The following is a 20,650-nucleotide window of genomic DNA, read 5'->3' on the forward strand; positions in this document are numbered from 1 at the left end:
GGATGCTTGGAAAGAGGGCTCTGAACGGAGGTGGTAGGGCTTACGTTGGTTTTTGGTTCCATTGCTCGCCAAACCCCAGGAGTGTGACCGTTGGTCGCGACTCCCCCCGGCACTGTCGATCGTTGGCCGGGCCAGTCGACTAGTGCATGAGTCCTTCCATCAGCCAATGTGCAACAGGAGTCCGAGCATGTCCTATGTCGATGGTTTTCTAGCCGCTGTGCCCACCGCCAAACGCGAGGCGTTCCGCCACCATGCCGAGACCATGGCGCAGATCTTCAAGGAGTTTGGTGCACTGAACGTGAGTGAGTGCTGGGGCGACGATGTGCCCGAGGGCAAGCTGACGTCGTTTCCCCTGGCGGTGAATCTCCAGGAGGGCGAAACCGTGGTGTTTTCCTGGATTCTGTGGCCCGATCGCCCAACCCGCGACGCCGGCATGGCCCGCTTCATGGCCGACCCGCGTGTGCATGAGCAGGGCAACCAGATGCCGTTCGATGGTCAGCGCATGGTGTTCGGCGGTTTCCAGCGGATTGTCGACGTCTAGTGTGTCGGGCCCGGAGTGTTCATTCGTGAGGGCTGATCCGACAACTCTTGCGGTGACGGATCTCCTCCTGGGAGGGTCGTTGCTTGACGAATTCGAACCGCGGCTCGCCTTCGCTGTAAGTCACCAGCCAGCCCCATTCCAGCTCTGACTCGTCCTGCCCTTGGCGGGGTGGTTCCGCCCACCAGGGTTCTTTACTGACTATCTGGCGCATGACGTCCTCCCGCTTATCCGGTGGGTTCCAGGGTGCAACTCAAGGGAGCGCCGGCTGGGCGCTGCAGCAGCGCCTGGCTGCCGTTCTGGGAAAAACTGTAATAACCGCGCGCGTCCTGGCTGCTGTATCGCTGCCCCGCGTCACTCGGTACCTGGGTGAGGGTGATCGAGGTCGTGGCCCAGCGCAGGTAGAGCACGTCCGGGCCGGCCTTGAAGTAGGTGGCAGCCACCAGTGCGTCGAGTCCCTTGCAATGAAACGCCAGTGGCCCTTCGGTCAGCCGGCTCGGGTCCTTGGTCCGGACGATGGCGGAGCCCTGGCGCAACTGATGGGCCCGCTCGGCATAAGCCTGGCGGATGCAGGCCTTGGGTTCGGCGGTGGAGGCGCACTGATTGCGGGCCAGGGTCCAGAAGCGCTGGTCGGTCATGACCTTGTCCGGGTGCGGCACCGAGCGTTCATCGGTGAGTGCCAGGCGATACAGCCGGTACAGTTCGAGGTCCATCCGCGCCAGTTGCGGATCGCGGCAGATCAGCTTTTCCACCACCAGGGTGGCCGGGGCGCAATCAAAACTGGTTTTGTACAGGGTGTCAGCCTCGGCACGCTGGCTGCTCACCGCACAAGCGCCGGTAGCGAGGAGGGTGGTGCACAGGGTCGTGAGCGTTTTCATGCTGGCTTCACTCAGATCATCAGGTACTGCCCAGGCAACGGGGAGCGCCATGATCCGCGATAGGGGTCTATCAGTGTAAGTCAGTGGGCAAAACTTGCCACAGCGCCGCCTGCCGCTGGGCCCGGCTCAGCCTTCGAGTGCCAGGGTTTTCAGGTAGTCGCCAAATCCGCCTGGCGCACGGCTGCCCAGGTGGCTGCACATACGCACCGCTGGCCCCCACACAGTGGGCGCGGGCGCCGTTGAAGTGGACACTGACGCTGGCGGACGCCGCCATTCCGCGGGTCGTCCTGCGCTGTCGACCTGTTCATGCTGACTACTCCCTGCTGACCCAATGCGCTGGATGGCGAGTAACACCTGTGGGAGCTGCCGAAGGCTGCGATCTTTTGATCTTGGTTTTGTGGGCATATCCGTTGCTGCGGTCACGGCGGCTTAGGGTTGCGCCCTGACGGCGGGTTACTTTGGAAAGCCCCACAGCAACCAAAGGTCTTTGCCCCTGACGTTCGGCCCCTCGCTAAGGCTCGGGGTACCTTCGCTACGGTATCCATCCGGGGGCATCGACCTCCGGTTTGCTGTGCTGCACCTCCTGGCGATGGTTCGACTGTGTCGAACGGCGCTGTGCGCCAATCCCCGGATGCATACCTTCGCTCAGCCTGCCGATGGGGCGGGTGGATCAAGATCAAAAGCGGCAGACGAGCTAACGCTCGGCCTGTTGAGTGGTAAGGGCGGGCGAGGCGGTCTACCGGCCGACCTGCTTTTCCTGGCTGGAGTATTTCTGTGGGATGTCATTGTGGGCGCGAGCCTGCTCGCGATGGCGGTGGGGCAGGCGCCATCGATGTTGAATGGAGTGGCTCCATCGCGAGCTGGCTCCCACGGGTGCCATTGCTTGCGCTGATCCCACTATCCCGGCACCAGGTCCGGGCGGATGTACTCCGGCGACAATACGTTCAACCAGAACAGGATCATGCTGATCATGATGGTCACCACCACCAGCAGACCAATGCCCCAGACCGCCGCCGCGTACAGCAAGCCGCGGTCCTGGTTCAGGCGCATGAACTTGGGCAGCCCGATAAACAGCAGGTAGCTGGTGTAGGCACCGGCGAGCATCAGCGCGCTAATGGCCAGCCAGCGATTGGGGTAGAGCGCGCTGATCCCGGACAGAAAAAATGGGGTCGCCACGTAGGCGGCAAAGCCGATGCACTGGTTGAGGTTGGGCCGGGCTTCGAAGGCGCGGGACATCCAGCGGATAAACCCGCCCATCAACGCCGTGCCCAACACCATCGCCCCGTACATCAGCAGGCACAGTTGCAGGGCACTGTTGAAACTCAGGCGCACGGTCTCATCTTCGGCCAGGCTCCAGCCGACCCAGGTGGTGCCGATGAACAGGCACAGAGTCGGCAACAGCGCCAACAGCAACAGGTGGGCCAGGTAGTGCCTGGGGTGTTGCTCTTCTTCGCTGCGGATTTCGGTCCAGGCAAAGTCCGGATGGGTAAAGAGTCTGACGATATGGGGTTTCATGACTGCCTCCAGTCGGCATCAGCCGAAAACGGCCTCTTATAGGTATGGATGCAAGGCAGCAGTCAGGGTTTCAAGTTTTTAGCCTTGTCGCGCTCGTAACCGACCAACAGCGGCTGGGTGCTCAAGCCGTGGAGCAAAATGCTCAAGGCCACCACCGACAGGGTGAAGTGGGTAGACACGACCGCCACCTGCGGATCGAGCCCGTGGTTGAGGGCGTAGAACAGGTAAAACAGGCTGCCGATCCCGCGAATACCGAACCAGCCCACCAGCAGGCGCTGACGCATGTCGAGCAAGTGACCCCAGGGCATCAGCAGCACGCCCAAGGGACGAATCACGACAAATAGCGCCAGGGCCACGGGCAGGGCGCGCCAGTCCCAGTGCGTGAGCAGTACGACGCCCAGCAGCGTCACCAGAAACACCTCCATGGCGCGCTCAACGATGCTGCCGAACGACAACATATCGCCCATCATGATGCCGGCTGCGACCTGACCGTCCGCCAACGCTTGCCGATCACCGTGGATCGCGTGTTAGACACGCAGGCCGTTCTTTTCATCATCCCCAGCATTTCGCTGCTGCCGCCCGTCAGGCTGCCCGCGGCGACATGGGCCACAGCACCCCATGAGCGAGTCAGGAGGCGCGCAACCGCAGGATCTGCGTGCCGTCAAAGGGGTCGGTGAGGTAGTGCGCGTGGACCCCGAAGGTGTGCAGCAGGCGCTCAGGGGTCAAGACTTCAAGCGGTTTGCCCAGGGCGACCAGGCGCCCCCGTTCGAGCACCGCCAAACGATCACAGCCCAGGGCCTGGTTGAGGTCGTGCAGGGCAATCACCGTGGTCACGGGCAAGGCGTGAACGACGTTCAGAATCGCCAGTTGGTGCTGGATATCCAGGTGATTGGTCGGTTCGTCCAGCAACAGGATCTGCGGGCGTTGCGCCAGGGAGCGGGCAATATGCACGCGCTGGCGCTCGCCGCCGGAAAGGCTGCGCCAGGTACGGCTGCTCAGATGAGCCGCATCGACGTCACGCAGCGCTTGCTCGACGATCGCCGTGTCCGCCGCCGACCAGGGGCTCAAGGCCGACAGCCAGGGCGTCCGGCCCAAGGCCACCGCATCGTACACGCTGATTGCATCCAGGGTGTCCGCCTGCTGCTCGACCACCGCCAGGGTTTGCGCGATGGTGCGTCGCGACAGGGTCTTGAGGCCTTGGCCGTTGAGGTGGATGGCGCCCTGGCTTGGGGCACGCACGCCGGCCAGCAGCTTGAGCAGGGTCGACTTGCCGGAACCGTTGGGCCCCACCAGGCCCAGGGTCTCGCCGCGATGAATGGCCAGGTGGATGTCGTGCAGCAACTGCGCATCGCGAATGGCGAAGCCCAGACCGGAACAACTCAGCACACAGGGCTGAGTAACAGACACAGCCGCCGTCATCGGGCATTCCTCCGACTCACCAGGATCAATGCGAACACGGGTGCCCCGACCAGCGCCGTGACCACACCGACCGGAATCACCTGGCCCTTGATCAACGTGCGGGACAGCACATCGGCAGCAATCAGAAACACCGCTCCCCCCAATGCACTGGCCGGCAGCAGTCGGGCATGCCCCGTCCCGAGCAACAGCCTGGCGGCGTGGGGAATGACCAGGCCCACGAAGCCGATGGAGCCGACAATCGAGACCATCACCGCCGTCACCAACGCGGCGCAGCTGATCAACAACAACTGCACGGGACGCACCGCAATGCCCAGGGAGGCCGCTGAGTCGGCGCCAAAGGTGAAGGCATCCAGCGCGCGGCGGTGCCACAGGCACACCGCCAGACCGGCCAGCGCCACCGGGACGGCCAACCCCACGGAGGGCCAGCGCACGCCACTGAGATTGCCCAGCAACCAGAACATGATGCCGCGCGCCTGTTCGGAGCTGGCTGACTTGGTGATCAAAAACGCCGTGAGGGCATTGAACAGTTGTGAGCCGGCGATCCCGGCCAGGATGATCTGCCCGGTCGTGTCCGGTGCACCGCTGGCACGGCCGAGCAACACCACCACGGCAAAGGCCAGCACCGCGCCGGCAAACGCCCCGGCCGACATCGAGATCGCCCCGGCGCCCAAGCCCAGCAACGCCACCAGCACCGCGCCCGTCGACGCTCCCGCGGAAATCCCCAGCAGGTAGGGATCGGCCAATGGGTTGCGCAACAGCGATTGCAGGATCACCCCGCAGGTCGCCAGGCCCGCACCACACGCCGCGGCGACCAGTGCGCGGGGCAGGCGGTAACTCCAGACGATGCCCTGGTCGATGGGGTCCAGGGCATAACCGGCGGCCCACAGTTTGTTGGCCAGCACCTGAAACACCACTGTGGGTTCGATGGTGGTTTCGCCGATCGCCACGCCGGCAATCAGCGCGATCAGTAGGGTCGCCAGTGCCACGGAAGTGCGCAGTAACATCGCCGTCATTGCGCCAGATCGTAGCGGTTGAGGGCGTTAGCCAGGGTTTTCAGGCCGTCGAACATCCGCACGCTGGCCTGCATGGCCATGGCGTCGAGGATAATGATGCGGTTGTGTTTGACCGCGTCCATGTTGCGGGTCACCGGGTCGCTGCGCAGGAATTCCAGCTTCTTTTGATAGTCGTCAGCCGGAAAACGCCGGCGATCCATACGGGCGATGACCAGGAAGGTCGGGTTGGCCTTGGCGATGGTTTCCCAGCCGACGCTTGGCCACTCTTCGTCGGACTCCACCACGTTGCGCACGCCCAGGGTGCTGAGCATGAAGTCGGGAATGCCCTTGTGCCCGGCCACATAGGGGTCGATATCCAGACTGGCACTGGAAAACCAGACCAGCGCGCTGGTGTGTTTCAGGTCCTGGTGCTGCACCGTGGCCACGGACGTGGCCAGGCTGGCCTGGAGTTGCGCGTTGAGCTGCTGCGCGCGCTCCTGGACATCAAAGATCTCTGCCAGTTGGGTGATGCTCTTATAGATGCTGTCGATCTGGAACGGCGCCAGGCGCGTCCCGTCGGCCCCCACCAGGTTGTCCTTGGACTCGCAGTCCGAGGGCATCAGGTAGGTCGCCATCTTCAGCTCATCAAACTGCTCGCGGGTAGCCACCACCCCTTGCGGGCCAACCACCCACTCCAGTTCGACGGCGACCAGTTCCGGGCGCTTGCCGATCACTGACTCGAAACTCGGTTCGTTGTCGGCCAGGCGTTCGATCCCGGCGTTTTGCGCCTGGTACTGGGGCAACACATCGTTGAACCACAGGGAAGTGCCCACCAGTTTGTCACCCAGCCCCAGGGCGAAGAGCATTTCGGTGCCGGCCTGGCCAATCGTCACGGCCCGAGCCGGGGCGTGGGCGAAGGTCTGTGTGCTGCCACAGTTGTGCAGCGTCAGCGGGTACTGGGTGGGTGCAGCCTGGGCCAGTGAACACAGACCCAGGCCCGTGGCGAGGGCGACAACGCGGGGCAGCAGCATGATGCAATCTCCATTCGAACCGTACACGGAGCAAGGGTGTCGGGCCTGGAAACACATCAACGAGCGCTGCCGAGAAACCGGGCAGGGGTCGATCACCAAAGTGACGCACGCGCAAGGATGCCCCTCCCGGACACCCCGCCGGTTAGTGATTGTTGCGGCGCCGGCAGGTCTCCTGACTGATGCGTCACAGCGTGCTCCAGCCTTCCCGGGGATCCCAGTGGCAGTTCAGGAGCAGGCTCAGCACCTACAGTTGCGGGGGCAGTTCCGTTTGATGCGCGGCGCGCATCACGGATTCCCTATTATTTCCATGTGGAAACCGGCGGCGGCATGGTAGTCGATCATGGGGTTGGAGGCGAACCTATGTTCTCAAGCCAGCCCTTAACCCGTTCCTACAGTGATGCCCTGACCACCAATGGACAATCAACGGGCTGGGCGCCCGACGCCTCGAGGGTCTCGATCAGGTGCCGGGCAGCCTTGCGGCCGATCTCGTAGTACGGCAGTTGCACTGTGGTCAGCGGCGGGATGAACAACTGCGCGATACCGATCATGTTGTCGTAGCCGAGCACCGCGACATCGCCGGGAATTTTCAGGCCACGCCCCAACAACAGCTGATAGGCACAAAAGGCGATACGGTCGTTGCCACAGATCAGAATGTCGAACTGGGGGCGACCCTCAATAATGTGCCGATCGAGGATGGCTGCCGTTTCACCGTAGGCGTCATGATCGGAAAGGTCGTATTGCAGGAGCGCCTCAGGTGGCAGTCCGAATGCCTGGCAGGCACGCAGCATGCCTTTTTGTCGGAGGTCCCAGGCCAGACTCTGTTTTGGCAGATTGATACACAGCGGCCGCTTATAGCCGCGACTCAACGCGTGGTGGACGGCCCGGTACTGGCCCATTTCGTCGTCGGGCACATAGCTGACCAGTTGACTGTCATCAGCCAGGCAATTGGCGAGGACCAGGGGTTTGCTCTTCAATCGCTCGGGAATGCACACCTGGCGCAAGCCCATGGCACTGAAGATCAACCCGTCGGGACGGTGCGATAGCATCAGGTCGATGTTCTGGTCAGTGGGCGGATTGCTCAGCAGGTTGAGAATAAAGACGTTCCAGCCGGCTTGCTGCGCGGTCTGTTCGATGGAAAGCAGCAGTTCGACGGCGAACGGTGTGGTCGCGGTGTCCAGTGCGAACACACCGATGGTTCGGCTCTGGAGGTTGTCACCGCGAATTCTGCGCGCCGACAGGCTCGGTACGAATTGCAGTTCGTCAATGGCGCGGCGCACCCGCAGAAGGGTTTCGGGGCTCAATTTCTCCGGATTATTGAGCGCTCGAGAAACCGTCATCAGGGACACGCCGGCCAGCTGTGCAACGTCTTTCACTGAAGTCATGCGAGGCGAAACCGGTCAGGTTGACGCTGGATCATGACACATGGCCCGCGCTTCTCGCGACTCGAATGACGCTGCTCACAGCCATCCCGAGGCGAGCGACCACGCCCGGGGAATCGAAACACGCCCGCCATTACCGCTTGCCAGAAGCTTCACGCCCAGGCTACCGGGCTGCGGGTAGAGGCGACTGCTGAGGCTGAAGCGCCCGTTTTCGTCGAACACCTCAATGGACGAGCGATCAAGGAACACACGCAGTGCCAGTAACCCTTGCGCCGGATCTATCGACACGCTGCGCTCGCCGCTGACTTGCGCACCTGAGCGACTGCGGTCAAGTACCAGCCGCTGCAACGCCGCATCGTAGTAGAGCAAGGTTTGTTCCTGGTCATCCTCGCTGCAGCGCAAGGCGACTCCCAGATGGCCGTCGGTGCAGCCGAGTAAATCCAGGTGCACATGGATTTCGAGCATATCGCCGTTCACGCCCGCTACCCACTGGGTTCCCGCCGCCTCCCACCAGGGTGTGCTTGGCAACAGCGTCTGGCGCAGCGCGGTGAGCTCTCGTGCCGGATACACGCAAAGGCGATCGGCGCTCAGTTCAAGTTCGCGCGGCAATCCGAGCATGCCGCACCAGTGATGGGCCTGGCTCGGCATCGGGCTTTCCCACATGTCGAGCCAGGCCCACACAAGGCGCCGACCATCGGCGGCCACGAGCGTTTGCGCTGCATAGAAGTCGTGGCCGTTATCCAGCTCGATAAAAGGGCCGCCAGTGAAGTTCCATTCGTTGTCGAGTTGACCCACCCGGTAACCCGTCTGGTACTTGTTGAGCCGCTCGTAACCTTGGGGCGACATGCCTTGTGGGGAGTACAGCAGCACATCGCGTCCGTTGAGTCGGAACAGATCCGGGCACTCCCACATATAGCCATCGCCCTCCCTGCCGCCAGACACATAGTTGAGGAACTCCCACGTGTGCAAATCCGTGGAGCGGTACAGCGGGAGCAGCGGCATATCGCCCAGGCGTGCGCCGACAATGAGGTACCAGTAGCCATCCTCTTTCCAGACCTTGGGGTCACGAAAGTGCATGATCGCGTCTTGCGGTGCGGTCTCGATGACGACGCCTTGCTTGGTGAACGTGATGCCGTCGACGCTGGTGGCCAGGCACTGGACTTGACGGATAAAGCGTTCGTCACCCACTTCCCCCAGCCAGGTGTGTCCGGTGTAGATCAGCGCCAGGGTATCCCCGTACACCAAAGCGCTACCGGAAAAACACCCATCGCGATCGAAGTCATCGCCGGGTGCCAGCGCAATCGGCAGGTGCTGCCAATGAACCAGATCGGCACTCTTGGCATGGCCCCAGTACATCGGGCCCCATTTCGCTTCGAAAGGGTAATGTTGATAGAACACGTGATATTCGCCACGAAAGTACACGACCCCGTTAGGGTCGTTCATCCAGCCTGCCGGCGGGGCGATATGATAACCAGGTCGATAGTCGTGGATGACACGAGACAGGCCGTTGCTCAGTGCACGCTGCGCAAGGTCAAGCTGATCAGGCATTGGATCGCTCATGTTGTTTGAAGAAAAGGTCATAGGGCGCGAGCTCGGACTGGGTGCACAGAGATGTCATTGGGCTGGTTTTCACGGGCTTGCGGTTGGCGCTCCAAGGCCGTGCCGTCATCGTCGAACAGGTGCAGGTTGTCGATCTCCAGTTGCAGTTCGACCCGATCGCCCGCGCGCCATCCGGCGCTGACCTCACAACGACAGATCAGTGGCTCGTCCTGACCTGTTTCCAGGTGCACATAGGTTTCGCTGCCCAGGTACTCGACCGCGGTCACGACGATGCCAACGGCGCCTTGCGCCGCTTTGAGCGAGATGTGCTCCGGGCGAATGCCCAGGCTCAGCGCCGCGCCTGCTGCCAGGTTCGCGCTGTCGAAGGGCAGGGAGGTCATCCCCAGAACAGGGGTGTCGACCAGGCTGATGGTGCCCGGGGTATGCAGGCGCGCCGCCAGGAAGTTCATTCTGGGTGAGCCAAGGAAACCGGCGACAAAGCGGCTCGCTGGGCGCTCATAGAGTTCGCGCGGTGAGCCGATTTGTTCTACGCGGCCGCCATTGAGCACAACAATTTTGTCGGCCAGGGTCATCGCCTCCACTTGATCGTGGGTGACGTAGATCATGGTCGAGCCGAGTCGATCATGCAGGCGGGCGATTTCGTTGCGCATCTGCACCCGCAAGGAGGCATCCAGGTTGGAGAGCGGCTCATCGAACAACAGAATGTCCGGTTCACGGGCCATGGCTCTGCCCATTGCGACGCGCTGACGCTGCCCGCCAGACAGTTCTTTTGGCTTGCGTTGCAGCAGTTTGTCCAATTGAAGGATCTGCGCTGTTTTCAGCACGCGCTCGCGCAGGCTGCTCTTTTCAGTCTTGGCCAGCTTGAGGCCAAAGCTGATGTTGTCGTAGACGCTCATGTGCGGGTACAGCGCATACGACTGAAACACCATGCCGACGCCTCGCTCGCGAGGCTCCAGGTCGTTGACCCGTCGCCCGTCGATCAGCATGTCACCGCCGCAGATTGACTCAAGTCCGGCAATCAGCCGCAGCAGGGTCGACTTTCCGCAGCCCGACGGCCCCACGAATACCACGAATTCACCCGCGGCGATCTCCAGGCTGACGTCGCGCAGAATCCGCATGCCGCCCAATTGTTTGTTCACGTTGTCCAGTTTCAGCTTGATCACGATGCTGTTCCTTGTAGTTGTTGGGCATCAACCCTTTAGCGCGCCGGCAGTGAGGCCGGAAACGATTCGGCGCTGGAAGATCAGCACCAGAATCACCAGTGGCACGGTGACCAGCACCGATGCGGCCATCAACAGCCCCCACGGCAATTCATGGGAGCTGCCACCGGAAATCAGGGCGATGGCGACCGGCACCGTGCGTTGGGTGTCGGTGAGGGTGAACGTCAGGGCAAACAGGAACTCGTTCCAGGCTGCGATGAAGGCCAACAAGCCAGTGGTGACCAGTGCGGGCCAGAGCAACGGCAACAGCACCCGGGTGAGGGTGACCCAGGGCGACGCGCCATCCATGATTGCCGCTTCTTCCAGTTCATGGGGCAGTTGGCCCATGAACGTGGTCAGCACCCAGACGGTGAAGGGCAGGGTGAAAATCGTGTAGCTCAGGATCAGCGCCCAAGAGGTGTTGTACAGGCCCAGGGCACGGATCACTTCGAACAGCCCCGACAGTACCGCGACCTGGGGAAACATCGACACGCCAAGCACCATCATCAGGACCGTGCCACGCCCACGGAATTTCACCCGTCCCAAGGCATAGGCGGCGGTGACACTGAGGAACAGCGCCAGCGACACCACGCAAAGCGCGACCACCAGCGAATTACCGATAGCCTGCAGGAATGAAGCTTGGTGCAGTACCGCTGCGTAGTTGGAGAAGTCGGGGTTTTCGATCCAGTAGCTCACCTCGAACAAGGCACTGGAGGGTTTTAGCGACGTCACGATGGCGTAATAGAAAGGGAAGACTGCATACAGCAGCAAAACCCCGATCAGACTCCAGAAGCCGAAGCGCAACAGCGCCTTTTTGAGTAGGCGCAGGCTCATGACCGAACCTCCATTTGACGGCGTCCGAGGTAGAGATAAAGCATGGCGATTACCGCCACGACCAGAAACAGCAGCGTCGAGGCCGCGCTGCCATAACCAACATCCTGGAACTCCACCAGGTGTTGGCGGGCATAGATCGACATGCTCATGGTGCTCGAAGAGTTCGAAGTCAGCACATAGATGACGTCGAATACCCGCAGGGAATCGAGGATGCGGAAGATCGCCGCCACCAACAATGCGGGCATCAGCAGTGGCAGCGTGACGTGCCAGAACACTTTCAGCGGATGAATGCCATCGACCCTGGCGGCTTCGTAGCAATCGCTCGGCAACATCTGCAACGCCGCCAGCATCAGTAGCGTGACAAAGGGTACGGTCTTCCAGACATCGACGATGATGACCGCCCACATCGACAGATCTGCATCCGCCGTCCAGGCCAGGGGGGCATCAATCAGGCCGACGCTCAGCATCATGTGATTGATGATGCCGAACTGGTCGTTGAGCATCCATGACCAGATCTTCGCCGAGACAATGGTCGGAATGGCCCAAGGAATCAGAATCATCGCGCGCACCAGGGAACGGCCAGTAAACTTGATGTTCAACAGCAAGGCCACCAGTAGCCCCAGAACGACTTCCAGTCCCACCGACACCACGGTGAAATGCAAGGTGTTGCGCACCGCGTTCCACCATTGGGGGTCGACCAGGATGCCCGACCAGTTGGAACCGTCGTGGAACAGATAGTTGCTCAAGCCTACGAAGGATCCACCCCGGGTTTGCGCCAGGGTGGCGTCAGTCAGGCTGAACCAGAATGTACGCAGTAGCGGCCAGGCGGCCACCAGGGCCAGACATAGCAACATCGGTGTCAAGAACAGCCAGGCAGCGCGTACTCGGCGACGCTGTACAGGCGTTTCCCTGGCGAGCAGGAGCTCGTCACAGGGGGCATGGGTCGTTGAGGCAGACATGGTGATTTCCTTCCTTGTGGCTTACCAGTTCCGGCGTTTGATGCGGGTCAGTTCGCTTTCCAGTTCGGCCAGCGCCTGATCGACAGGCAGCTCGCCCGCCAGCACACCATGCACTCGATCGAAGAACGCATTGGAGACCCTTGGGTAGCGATCGGCGGTTATCGAGGCGGGGCGCATGACCCCGTCGTTGAGGATGCTGTGCAGCTGGCTGTAGTAAGGCATTGCCGCGAGCAGTTCGGGGTCTTGATACAGCGACTCGATCACCGGGTTGTAGGCGGCAGTCAACGCACGGTGCTTTTGCTGTTGGGCGCTGGTCAGGTAGCTCACCAGCTCTGCGGCCAGTTTTGGCTGGGCGCTGTAACGCGACACCGCCAGGCCCCAGCCACCGAGGGTGGAGGCATGGGTGCCGGTTTCGCCGCCGCGGGGCAGGGGAGCGACGCCGACCTTGTCTTTGACGACACTGCCCTGGCTTTGTACCAAGGCCCAGACATAAGGCCAGTTACGCATGAACAGGGCATTTCCCGACTGGAATACGCCACGTCCTTCTTCCTCGGTGTAGTTGAGTACGCCACGCGGGGAGATGTCTCCAACCCAGCTTTTGGCCAGGGTCAACGCAGTTTTCGAGGCCTGGCTGTTGACCACGATGTCGCCTCGTGGATTGACCAGCCCGCCTTCCGGTTGGCTGCTGATCCACTCCAGCGCATTACACGTCAGCCCCTCGTAAGCGCGTCCCTGGAAGATGTAACCCCATGCATTGGGGTTCCCGGCAGTGCGCTCTGCCTGTTGCACTTCCCTGGCGGTCGCCGTCATTTCCTCCCAGGTCTGGGGCACCTGCTTGTTGTACTTCTCGAGCAAGTCCTTGCGGTAATACAGCAGGCCCGAGTCGGTGAACCACGGCATCGACACCAGCCGTCCACCCACCGTGGCGTTATCCACCTGTGCCTGGAAGTAGCCTTGGGTCGCGTTGGCGGGCAGCACCTCGCGCAGGTCCATCAGGTGCTCGGCCAGCATCCCCGGCCACACCATATCGATCTGAATGATGTCGATGTCAGTGGACTGAGCACTGAGGATCTGTTGGTAAAACGACAACCTCTCGGTCGCCGAGTTAGGCGTAGAAACCACTTCGACGTTGTTGCCGGTCTGTTTCGACCACGCCTCGACAGCCTCTTTGCACAGTTGCAACTCCGCACCCACTGCACCGCAGGAGATCGTCAGATCGGCTGCGCTGGAGACGGATGGCAGTCCGGCGCAGAGGGTGAATAGTGCTGCGGGAAGGAGAGATTTCAGATGTTTCATTGAGCACCCTTTATTTTTGTTTTTAAAAAAGTTAACGTTAACATCGTCAAATGTAACAGTGTATTTGCGATGAGGCACCCTTTTTTTCGTCGATTGCCACAGATTCCAACTCACGAAAAGAAGGCCGGTCGCAGGAACTGAACAATAAAAACAAAACAGGGAATTCACATGCACAAAGCATCAAGATGGCTAATCGCAGGCGTGCTCGGCACATCGGCGGCGACCTCTCAGGCCGCGACTCTGGAAGAACGCATGGCGGCGTTTGAAGCCCGTGCCAGCGCAGCGGAAAAGCGCGCAGCTGCAGCCGAGCAGCAAACCCATGCGCTCGCCAGGGAGTTACAGCAGATCAAGCTCGCCACGTCCGCCGCGCAGCCTGTTGCGTCCACCGCGACAGCCGCTGCGGCGCCTACGCTGGACGCCCGCCTGGCAACACTTGAAGCCCGTCAGCAAAGCTTGGACAAACAGGGCACTACCGAACACCTCACTGACGGGTTCAGCTTCAAGGGCTATGCCCGCTCCGGGTTGCTGGTGAACGATGGCCTGGGGGGCGGTCGTGGCGGCCCGTATGCAAGCCCCGCAGGTTCAGTCGGGGGGGCCGTCGGGCGGCTCGGCAACGAAGATGACACCTACATGCGCATAGACCTGTCCAAAGAGCTCTATGCGCAGAACGGCACCCGTTCCAAATTCACGGTGTCCATCGCCGATGGCGTGGAAAGCTCCAATGACTGGACAGCGGATGACAGTAATCTGAACGTGCGCCAGGTATTTACCGAGCTCGACCGCCTCGCGGCATTCAAGGGTAATTCAGTGCTGGAGAACGCCACTTTGTGGGCAGGCAAGCGCTTTGATCGAGACAACTTCGATATCCACTGGCTGGACTCGGACGTTATCTTTCTGGCCGGTACCGGGGGGGGCATCTACGATGTGCAGATGAACAAGAATTGGCGCTCGAATTACTCCTTGATCGGGCGTAACTACGGGGACTTCAGTGAAGACGGCGTTGACGCCGATGTGGAAAGCTACATTCTGACCTCCAACCAGTTCTTCGATGATGGTCAGTGGCAGTGGATGTTCAACGGCATTGGCTCAAAGAAGAACGACATTGGCACTCGCAGCAATGAAGCCGGTCTGACGCCTGCCGATTCCGGCTTGCACAGCATGTTGGCCAATCACCAGAAAACCTTTTTCGGCAAAGAAGGCTTCTTCAAAACGGCGCTGCTCTATGGGCAAGGTCTGGGGGCAGAGGTCAAGAACGTCGGCTCGGATGGTGAATTGATTGAAGATGCCCGCGCTGTGCGCCTGGCTCTTTACGGTGAGACCCCCATTGCACCCGGTTGGCGCGTCGGTCCCAGCTTGCTGGCCGAACAAAGCAAGGATAGATACGTCAAGGGTGACAACTATTCCTGGATGACCCTGAACATGCGTTTGGCCAATGCCATCAACCGCAATTTCGAGATGGCCTACGAACTGAGCTGGCAAACCATGGACCTCGACCCGAAGGGCTATCTACAACGTAATGCAGTCGACGGTGACTTCTGGAAGTTCACGATCGCCCCGACGTTCAAACCAGACGTGGGAGAGCTGCTCACGCGTCCTGAACTGCGTGTGTTCGCCAGCTTCATGGATTGGTCGTCGGATCTGGACGGATACAGTACCTCTGACTCCTTCGGCAAGACGGACTTCAACGCCGGGGGCGTCTGGCAATACGGTATACAAATGGAAACCTGGTTTTAGTATTTCAACGCGTTTGCCAATACGCCTTGAGCTCTGCTTTTCACCCCGCGTGGCGGCCTATTCACGCTATCAACAACCTGTAGCGAGCCTTTAACTATGTATTTGGTATGTGGCGAAGCGCTGTTCGATTTCTTTAGTGAAAACGCCCCTGGCGCTCAAACTTCAACAATAAACTACAAGGCCATTGCCGGCGGCTCACCGTTCAACGTTGCCGTCGGGCTGCGGCGCCTGGGTATCGACGTGGCGCTGTTTGCCGGGTTGTCCACCGACTACCTGGGTCGGCGTTTACAGCAAGTACTGCAGGAGGAGGGCGTGCGTTTGGACTGCCTCCAGGATTTCGACGCACCGACTACCCTCGCCATGGTCGCCGTGGGGGCCGATGGCTCGCCGCATTACAGCTTTCGTGGCGAAGGCTGCGCTGATCGTCAGCTGTTGCCCAAGCATTTGCCTGAGTTGGGCGCTGAGGTGCGCGGGCTGCATGTCGGCTCGTTCTCGTTGGTGGTGCAGCCGATTGCCGACACCCTGCTGGCGCTGGTCCGCCGGGAAAGTGGCAAACGCCTGATCAGTCTCGACCCTAACGTGCGGCTCAACCCAGAGCCGAATATCGAGTTGTGGCGTGAGCGTATCGGCGCTCTGGTCGAGCATGCCGATCTGATCAAGGTCAGTGACGAAGACCTGAGCCTACTGCACCCTGAACGTGATCCGCAGAGCGTGATCGAGGGCTGGCTGGAACACCGCTGCCAACTGGTATTCCTCACCCGTGGCGGTCAGGGCGCGAGCGTTTTCAGCCGCCACCATGGCACGTGGTCGGTGCCGGCCCGTGCCGTGATGTTGGTCGACACCGTGGGCGCCGGCGACACCTTCCAGGCGGCATTGATCGCTTGGCTGACGGAGCAGCAGTTGGATTCGGTGGAGGGTTTGCAGGGCTTGTGCCGTGAACAGATCGAGGCAATGCTCACCTTTGCCGTCAGTGCCGCTGCGCTGACCTGCGGTAAAAACGGGCCGGACTTACCGTTTCGGCATCAGTTGGATTGATATCTGGCCAGATGTGGTCAATGAACGGGTCTAGTCATGTGAGCACGGCCGTTGTCCATCAGCGGCCGTAACCCTGGATTTTGCGACGGTGAGTCACAGACCCAGTTAGAGTGTTGATCAATCTCTGCTCATGAGCACCCTCCATTCGATTCGCAGCGTCGCGCCAGGCGGGTCCAGCGAACGAACCGGGCAAAAAAACCGTACATCAATCGTTATGTGAAGAATGAATCGTGCGCTGTTTGTTTCTCTAGACGGGCCCAAGGGAACCGGCAAAACCACACTGTTGGAGGCCGTTACGAAAGTACTGAGGGCCGATAACCACAAGGTGATCCGGCTTTGCGAGAAAAAAAGCGATCCTTATCGGGGTGACACAATGGCCCTGGTTAACCAATTCGTCAGACATCCCACCCGGGAGCTGGAGTGGGAGGTTTGTCAGCGCTTTGCGGATAGCCGTAGCTGGATTTCCCAACACGTGCTGTCGAAACAGCCAGCGGACAGCATCATTCTGATCGATCGCTGGTACCCGTCGGATGCCGCGTTTCGCCGGCAGGTCCCGTTTGCAGAGATTCTGCAGTTGAACATTGATCGCAACGTGCGAGTGCCAGACCTGCATGTCGGGGTAGTCACCCATCCTGAGCTTTCCTGGGCGAGGGCAGCGGCGCGCCGGCGTGGGTTGAGCAGTACGGTGATCCATCGGTTGGAAGAACAGGTCGCTTGTACCTGGGCGTTCGAGCGAGCGATTGCCGATCACGGCTGGGTTTTATGCCGTAATGAAGGAACGATTGAAGACGCGACGTTGCAGGTGGTTTCGCAAATTTATAGGGTTCTTCGATGCATCGGCCTTGATGCGGTTGAGATAGGCAGCACCTAGACCGACTCATTCGCGTCAATGGGAGCCCGCAAGGGTCAAGCCGTCTGCAAGGCTTGCGGTTGAAGCCTTCAGGTGACGCTGACAGCTTGTTCATTGCTCCAACCCGTGAGCTTGATCTAAAGCGCAAGTGGAATCAGAAAAATATAAATACGAATGCGTATCGTGCGCTATTGAGGTGGTATATCATGCCCCGCGAATTATTGGCGCGTATGTCGCCCCATTTGGCTATTTACTCAAGGTCTGCTCGATGCGTCGTACTCTGGTTTCTATCTGTGTGCTCCAGGCGTTTTCCGTTCCCTCTTGGGCGGAGCAAGCTACAACTGATAAAACCAGTCTGGAGTTGCAGGCGACTGACATCGTCGGCACCTCGGATTACGAAACAGCCCAAGGCCCGGTGGAGGGCTATCGAGCAACCCGTTCCGCCAGCGCGACACGAACCGACACGGCGATTCATGAAACGCCGCAGTCCGTCAGTGTGGTGACCAAGGATGTTGTAAAGGACATTGAGGCCACTCGCCTCCAGGACGCGCTGGACTATGCCGGCGGAGTAGGGCGGGCTAACAACTTCGGCGGCCAGGGGCTGACCACATTCACGGTGCGTGGATTTACGACTGGCGAGTTCTATCGCAATGGTTTTCCGATCAATCGTGGTTATCCAAACATGCCGGACGCAAACACCATTGAGCGGCTGGAAGTGCTGCGCGGCCCGGCGACCACCCTCTATGGCCGGGGCGATCCTGGAGGCACGTTCAACGTGGTGTCCAAGCAGCCGCTGGCGGAACGCAACGTGACGCTGGGCAGCCAACTCGACGATCAAGGAATGCAGCGTGGCACTCTGGATGCCTCTGGCCCGCTCGACGAGGAAGGTCGCCTGGCTTACCGCTTGAATGTGGTGGGAGAGGGGGGGGACACCTTCCGTGATCACGTCGAGACCGAACGGTACGGTGTGACGCCCGTTTTATCGTGGCAGGCCAACGACGACACCAAGGTGATCTTCGAAGGTGATTTCATGCGCAACAACCATCCGCTGGATCGCGGTGTGACGCGCTATCCGAATCAGATTGGCACCGCGTCGCGTGACACGTTCTTTGGTGAAAAAGACGTCGGCAAATTGCACAACGACAACAACATGGCGCAGCTGCGTTTCGAGCACTTCCTGAGTGACAACTGGACATTGGGTGGTGGTTTTCAATGGCTCGATGGCACCTTGCAGGGCAATGCCGTTGAAGCCAATGGCGTAGCTGACGACGGGCGCACGCTGGGTCGTAACTTCAACTATCGCAAGCTGGAGTGGACGGACAAGGACACCCAACTGAACCTCACCGGACATTTCTCCGCCGGCGGCTTCGATCACACCTTGCTGACCGGAGTCGAGTACGAGGATTACGACTATAAGTCCATTATCCAGCGCTCCAGCGGTGCGGTGAGTGCCTACCCGATTGATATCTTCAACCCGGTGTATGGCCAGCCTCGTCCGGCCCTGACCCGCACGCCGACCAATGATAAGGAAAACCTCAAGACCTACGCGGCCTTTATCCAGGATCAGGTGGCGTTGACTGAGCGCTTCAAAGTCTTGGCCGGCGCCCGTTTCGAGCGCTTCGAGCATGACTACGAAACCTTCGTGCCGGGTGGCAGGAGCTGGGAAGCGAGCGACAATGCGGTGACACCACGTCTCGGCGTGCTCTATGACCTGACCGATACCGTGGCGGTGTATGCCAATACCGCGCGCTCTTTCAAACCCAATAGCGGGGCCAGCCGAGAAGGTGGCGGCTTTGAGCCGGAAAAGGGCAAGTCCTATGAGATGGGAATCAAATGGGAAGCGCTGGATCGTCAGTTGAGTGTGGACGCGGCAATCTATCAGATTGAAAAACGCAATGTCCTGACCCCCGACCCCGTGGACTCGACCTTCTGGGCTGCGGCGGGCGAAGTGCGCAGTCGTGGCTTTGATTTGAACGTGGCTGGCAATGTCACCCCAGAGTGGCGGGTGATTGGCGGTTATGCCTATGTCGATGCCGAGGTCACCAAGGACAATGTGATCCCGTCGGGCACCCGCCTGATGAACATTCCGAAGAACAGCTTCAGCCTGCTCAACGTCTACGAGTTCCAGAATGGCGGGCTAAGAGGGCTGGGGCTTGGCACAGGGTTCAAGTACGTCGATGAGCGCGCAGGGCAAACGGCGAATACTGCGTTCTCGATGGGCAGTTACACCGTCGTCGATCTGCTCAGCTTCTACAAAATCAATGACCAGGTCAGGCTGAATCTAGATGTGAAGAATGTGTTTGACCGGGACTATGAGGAAGGCGCCTTCGGCAATGTCTACGCTTACCCTGGTGAACCGAGAACCGTTCAGGTCGGTATTTCTTACACCTTGTAGGCAATCCGGTGAATTGGGTTTGAGCATAAAAGGCCCTTCTTGGGCCTTTTTTGTTGGGTGCGTGATGAGGGGCGTGGACTTAGGTGTCTGCTCAAACAAGATCCGGATCTTGGCGTGAGGTCACTTCTCCCACTGTTCCAGCAGTATCGAGACGAATTTTTCCGCTGCCGGAGACAGTGAGGCGCCTCTTCGGTAAACCAGTCCCAACGATCGGTTAACGATGGGCTCTATCAAGGGGACGCTCACCAATGTGGGATGATCCACAGCAGGCATTGCGAGGCTAGGCATTGCCGAGACGCCTAAGCCCGCTTCGACCAGACCCAGCGATGTCGACAGGTGTTGCACCTCATAGAACCACTGTGGGCGCCAGCTCAAGCCTGACAACGCGTGGTCAAGCAGCATGCGGTTGCCGCTCAGGCGACCGACTCCGATAAGGCGATAATTGCTCAGTTCAGACCAGGTGACCGAGCTGCGCTCAGCCAACTCATGATCGCGTCGACAAGCAAGAACAAAAGGCTCGTTGACCAACGGCACGAACTCTATGTCTGGGTGCTGGCCGCTCATCATGTTGATGCCAAAGTCGGCTTCGCCACGCAGAACAGCCTCCAGCCCTTCGTTCGCACTGAGATCAAGCAAGCGAATGCGGATTTGTGGATAACGCTCGTTGTAGAGGCGGATTACCGAAGGGAGGAAGTAGAAGGCTGCGGTGGGAATACAGGCAAGGGTTACACGGCCGCTCTGGCGCTCCGCCAGCTCTCGGATGTTAAGGATCGAGTCGTCGAAGTCATCCAATAAGCGTCGTGCCTTGGGCAGGAAGTCTCTCCCAACGCTGGTAAGACTTACCCGTCTTGTCGTGCGATCAAGCAGCGCTGTTCCCAATCCCTCTTCAAGCTTTTTCATTCTCCGACTCAACGCGGGTTGAGAGAGATGCAATGCATCGGCAGCTTCGTGGAAGCTTCCAAGTTCCGCGATCTTCACGAAAGATCGGATGTCATTGAGCTCATAATTCACTTTTTTATCTCAGCAGGCGAGAGTT

Annotated in this window: 18 protein-coding genes, 1 pseudogene and 1 riboswitch; of the genes and pseudogenes, 5 read left to right on the top strand and 14 right to left on the bottom strand. The window is 60.1% G+C overall.

What is annotated here, in order from left to right:
- Positions 1-187 precede the first annotated feature (187 nt).
- On the top strand, positions 188-541 hold the full coding sequence (locus tag AACY45_RS19810; RefSeq protein ID WP_339547034.1) for a DUF1428 domain-containing protein: 354 nt from the start codon (positions 188-190) through the stop codon (positions 539-541).
- A gap of 19 nt (positions 542-560) precedes the next feature.
- Here AACY45_RS19810 and AACY45_RS19815 read toward each other — a convergent pair whose 3' ends face one another.
- The 13 genes and pseudogenes from AACY45_RS19815 to AACY45_RS19875 form a co-directional block, all read right to left on the bottom strand.
- Positions 561-752, bottom strand: coding sequence for a hypothetical protein (locus AACY45_RS19815; protein ID WP_339547035.1), 192 nt, complete (start codon positions 750-752; stop codon positions 561-563).
- 13 nt (positions 753-765) lie between these two features.
- On the bottom strand, positions 766-1,416 hold the full coding sequence (locus tag AACY45_RS19820; protein ID WP_339547037.1) for an MliC family protein: 651 nt from the start codon (positions 1,414-1,416) through the stop codon (positions 766-768).
- Between the two features lie 897 nt (positions 1,417-2,313).
- Positions 2,314-2,931, bottom strand: a complete 618-nt coding sequence (locus tag AACY45_RS19825; protein ID WP_339547039.1) for a Yip1 family protein — start codon at positions 2,929-2,931, stop codon at positions 2,314-2,316.
- A 62-nt stretch (positions 2,932-2,993) separates the two neighbouring features.
- Positions 2,994-3,458 (bottom strand): annotated as a pseudogene (locus tag AACY45_RS19830) (cation:proton antiporter domain-containing protein); the annotation flags it as partial.
- A 100-nt stretch (positions 3,459-3,558) separates the two neighbouring features.
- Positions 3,559-4,350: an ABC transporter ATP-binding protein gene (locus tag AACY45_RS19835; RefSeq protein ID WP_339547040.1), complete on the bottom strand. Its 792-nt coding sequence runs from the start codon at positions 4,348-4,350 to the stop codon at positions 3,559-3,561.
- Positions 4,347-5,363 carry a FecCD family ABC transporter permease gene (locus AACY45_RS19840; RefSeq protein ID WP_339547042.1) on the bottom strand — a complete coding sequence of 339 codons (1,017 nt, stop codon included), beginning with the start codon at positions 5,361-5,363 and terminating at the stop codon, positions 4,347-4,349. Before AACY45_RS19840 ends, AACY45_RS19835 begins: the two co-directional genes overlap by 4 nt.
- Complete coding sequence (locus AACY45_RS19845; RefSeq protein WP_339547044.1) at positions 5,360-6,373, bottom strand: ABC transporter substrate-binding protein; 1,014 nt, start codon at positions 6,371-6,373, stop codon at positions 5,360-5,362. Before AACY45_RS19845 ends, AACY45_RS19840 begins: the two co-directional genes overlap by 4 nt.
- A gap of 145 nt (positions 6,374-6,518) precedes the next feature.
- Positions 6,519-6,709: riboswitch (cobalamin riboswitch) on the bottom strand.
- 53 nt (positions 6,710-6,762) lie between these two features.
- Complete coding sequence (locus AACY45_RS19850) at positions 6,763-7,755, bottom strand: LacI family DNA-binding transcriptional regulator (protein ID WP_339547046.1); 993 nt, start codon at positions 7,753-7,755, stop codon at positions 6,763-6,765.
- A 75-nt stretch (positions 7,756-7,830) separates the two neighbouring features.
- Entirely contained in the window at positions 7,831-9,333 is a 1,503-nt protein-coding gene (locus tag AACY45_RS19855) for a glycoside hydrolase family 32 protein (RefSeq protein WP_339547047.1), read from the bottom strand.
- Positions 9,330-10,475 (bottom strand): ABC transporter ATP-binding protein, encoded by a 1,146-nt coding sequence (locus AACY45_RS19860; protein WP_339547048.1) that lies wholly within the window; start codon positions 10,473-10,475, stop codon positions 9,330-9,332. The genes AACY45_RS19855 and AACY45_RS19860 overlap by 4 nt, the downstream gene beginning before the upstream one ends.
- A 27-nt stretch (positions 10,476-10,502) precedes the next feature.
- Positions 10,503-11,345: a carbohydrate ABC transporter permease gene (locus AACY45_RS19865; protein ID WP_339547049.1), complete on the bottom strand. Its 843-nt coding sequence runs from the start codon at positions 11,343-11,345 to the stop codon at positions 10,503-10,505.
- Complete coding sequence (locus AACY45_RS19870; protein WP_339547050.1) at positions 11,342-12,304, bottom strand: carbohydrate ABC transporter permease; 963 nt, start codon at positions 12,302-12,304, stop codon at positions 11,342-11,344. The genes AACY45_RS19865 and AACY45_RS19870 overlap by 4 nt, the downstream gene beginning before the upstream one ends.
- A 21-nt stretch (positions 12,305-12,325) precedes the next feature.
- Positions 12,326-13,600: an ABC transporter substrate-binding protein gene (locus AACY45_RS19875; protein ID WP_339547051.1), complete on the bottom strand. Its 1,275-nt coding sequence runs from the start codon at positions 13,598-13,600 to the stop codon at positions 12,326-12,328.
- A 168-nt stretch (positions 13,601-13,768) separates the two neighbouring features.
- Between AACY45_RS19875 and AACY45_RS19880 the strand changes: the two genes are divergently transcribed.
- From AACY45_RS19880 to AACY45_RS19895, 4 genes are all read left to right on the top strand, one after another.
- Positions 13,769-15,334, top strand: coding sequence for a carbohydrate porin (locus AACY45_RS19880; RefSeq protein WP_339547052.1), 1,566 nt, complete (start codon positions 13,769-13,771; stop codon positions 15,332-15,334).
- 96 nt (positions 15,335-15,430) lie between these two features.
- Positions 15,431-16,369 (top strand): carbohydrate kinase family protein, encoded by a 939-nt coding sequence (locus tag AACY45_RS19885; RefSeq protein WP_339547053.1) that lies wholly within the window; start codon positions 15,431-15,433, stop codon positions 16,367-16,369.
- A gap of 223 nt (positions 16,370-16,592) precedes the next feature.
- A complete protein-coding gene (locus AACY45_RS19890; protein WP_339547054.1) occupies positions 16,593-17,240 on the top strand; it encodes a dTMP kinase in 648 nt (215 codons plus the stop codon).
- 247 nt (positions 17,241-17,487) lie between these two features.
- Positions 17,488-19,614, top strand: a complete 2,127-nt coding sequence (locus AACY45_RS19895; RefSeq protein WP_339547055.1) for a TonB-dependent siderophore receptor — start codon at positions 17,488-17,490, stop codon at positions 19,612-19,614.
- A 120-nt stretch (positions 19,615-19,734) separates the two neighbouring features.
- Here the strand turns inward: AACY45_RS19895 and AACY45_RS19900 are convergent, their stop codons facing one another.
- Entirely contained in the window at positions 19,735-20,625 is an 891-nt protein-coding gene (locus AACY45_RS19900) for a LysR family transcriptional regulator (RefSeq protein ID WP_015095835.1), read from the bottom strand.
- Between the last annotated feature and the right edge of the window lie 25 nt (positions 20,626-20,650).

Source organism: Pseudomonas sp. RA_35y_Pfl2_P32 (assembly GCF_963970735.1).
Taxonomy (GTDB): Bacteria; Pseudomonadota; Gammaproteobacteria; order Pseudomonadales; family Pseudomonadaceae; genus Aquipseudomonas.

Bases quoted from the DNA above. Each gene is read 5' to 3' on its own strand.
- AACY45_RS19810 (WP_339547034.1), top strand. From the start codon at position 188: ATGTCCTATGTCGATGGTTTTCTAGCCGCTGTGCCCACCGCCAAACGC.
- AACY45_RS19815 (WP_339547035.1), bottom strand. From the start codon at position 752: ATGCGCCAGATAGTCAGTAAAGAACCCTGGTGGGCGGAACCACCCCGC.
- AACY45_RS19820 (WP_339547037.1), bottom strand. From the start codon at position 1,416: ATGAAAACGCTCACGACCCTGTGCACCACCCTCCTCGCTACCGGCGCT.
- AACY45_RS19825 (WP_339547039.1), bottom strand. From the start codon at position 2,931: ATGAAACCCCATATCGTCAGACTCTTTACCCATCCGGACTTTGCCTGG.
- AACY45_RS19835 (WP_339547040.1), bottom strand. From the start codon at position 4,350: ATGACGGCGGCTGTGTCTGTTACTCAGCCCTGTGTGCTGAGTTGTTCC.
- AACY45_RS19840 (WP_339547042.1), bottom strand. From the start codon at position 5,363: ATGACGGCGATGTTACTGCGCACTTCCGTGGCACTGGCGACCCTACTG.
- AACY45_RS19845 (WP_339547044.1), bottom strand. From the start codon at position 6,373: ATGCTGCTGCCCCGCGTTGTCGCCCTCGCCACGGGCCTGGGTCTGTGT.
- AACY45_RS19850 (WP_339547046.1), bottom strand. From the start codon at position 7,755: ATGACTTCAGTGAAAGACGTTGCACAGCTGGCCGGCGTGTCCCTGATG.
- AACY45_RS19855 (WP_339547047.1), bottom strand. From the start codon at position 9,333: ATGACCTTTTCTTCAAACAACATGAGCGATCCAATGCCTGATCAGCTT.
- AACY45_RS19865 (WP_339547049.1), bottom strand. From the start codon at position 11,345: ATGAGCCTGCGCCTACTCAAAAAGGCGCTGTTGCGCTTCGGCTTCTGG.
- AACY45_RS19870 (WP_339547050.1), bottom strand. From the start codon at position 12,304: ATGTCTGCCTCAACGACCCATGCCCCCTGTGACGAGCTCCTGCTCGCC.
- AACY45_RS19875 (WP_339547051.1), bottom strand. From the start codon at position 13,600: ATGAAACATCTGAAATCTCTCCTTCCCGCAGCACTATTCACCCTCTGC.
- AACY45_RS19880 (WP_339547052.1), top strand. From the start codon at position 13,769: ATGCACAAAGCATCAAGATGGCTAATCGCAGGCGTGCTCGGCACATCG.
- AACY45_RS19885 (WP_339547053.1), top strand. From the start codon at position 15,431: ATGTATTTGGTATGTGGCGAAGCGCTGTTCGATTTCTTTAGTGAAAAC.
- AACY45_RS19890 (WP_339547054.1), top strand. From the start codon at position 16,593: ATGAATCGTGCGCTGTTTGTTTCTCTAGACGGGCCCAAGGGAACCGGC.
- AACY45_RS19895 (WP_339547055.1), top strand. From the start codon at position 17,488: ATGCGTCGTACTCTGGTTTCTATCTGTGTGCTCCAGGCGTTTTCCGTT.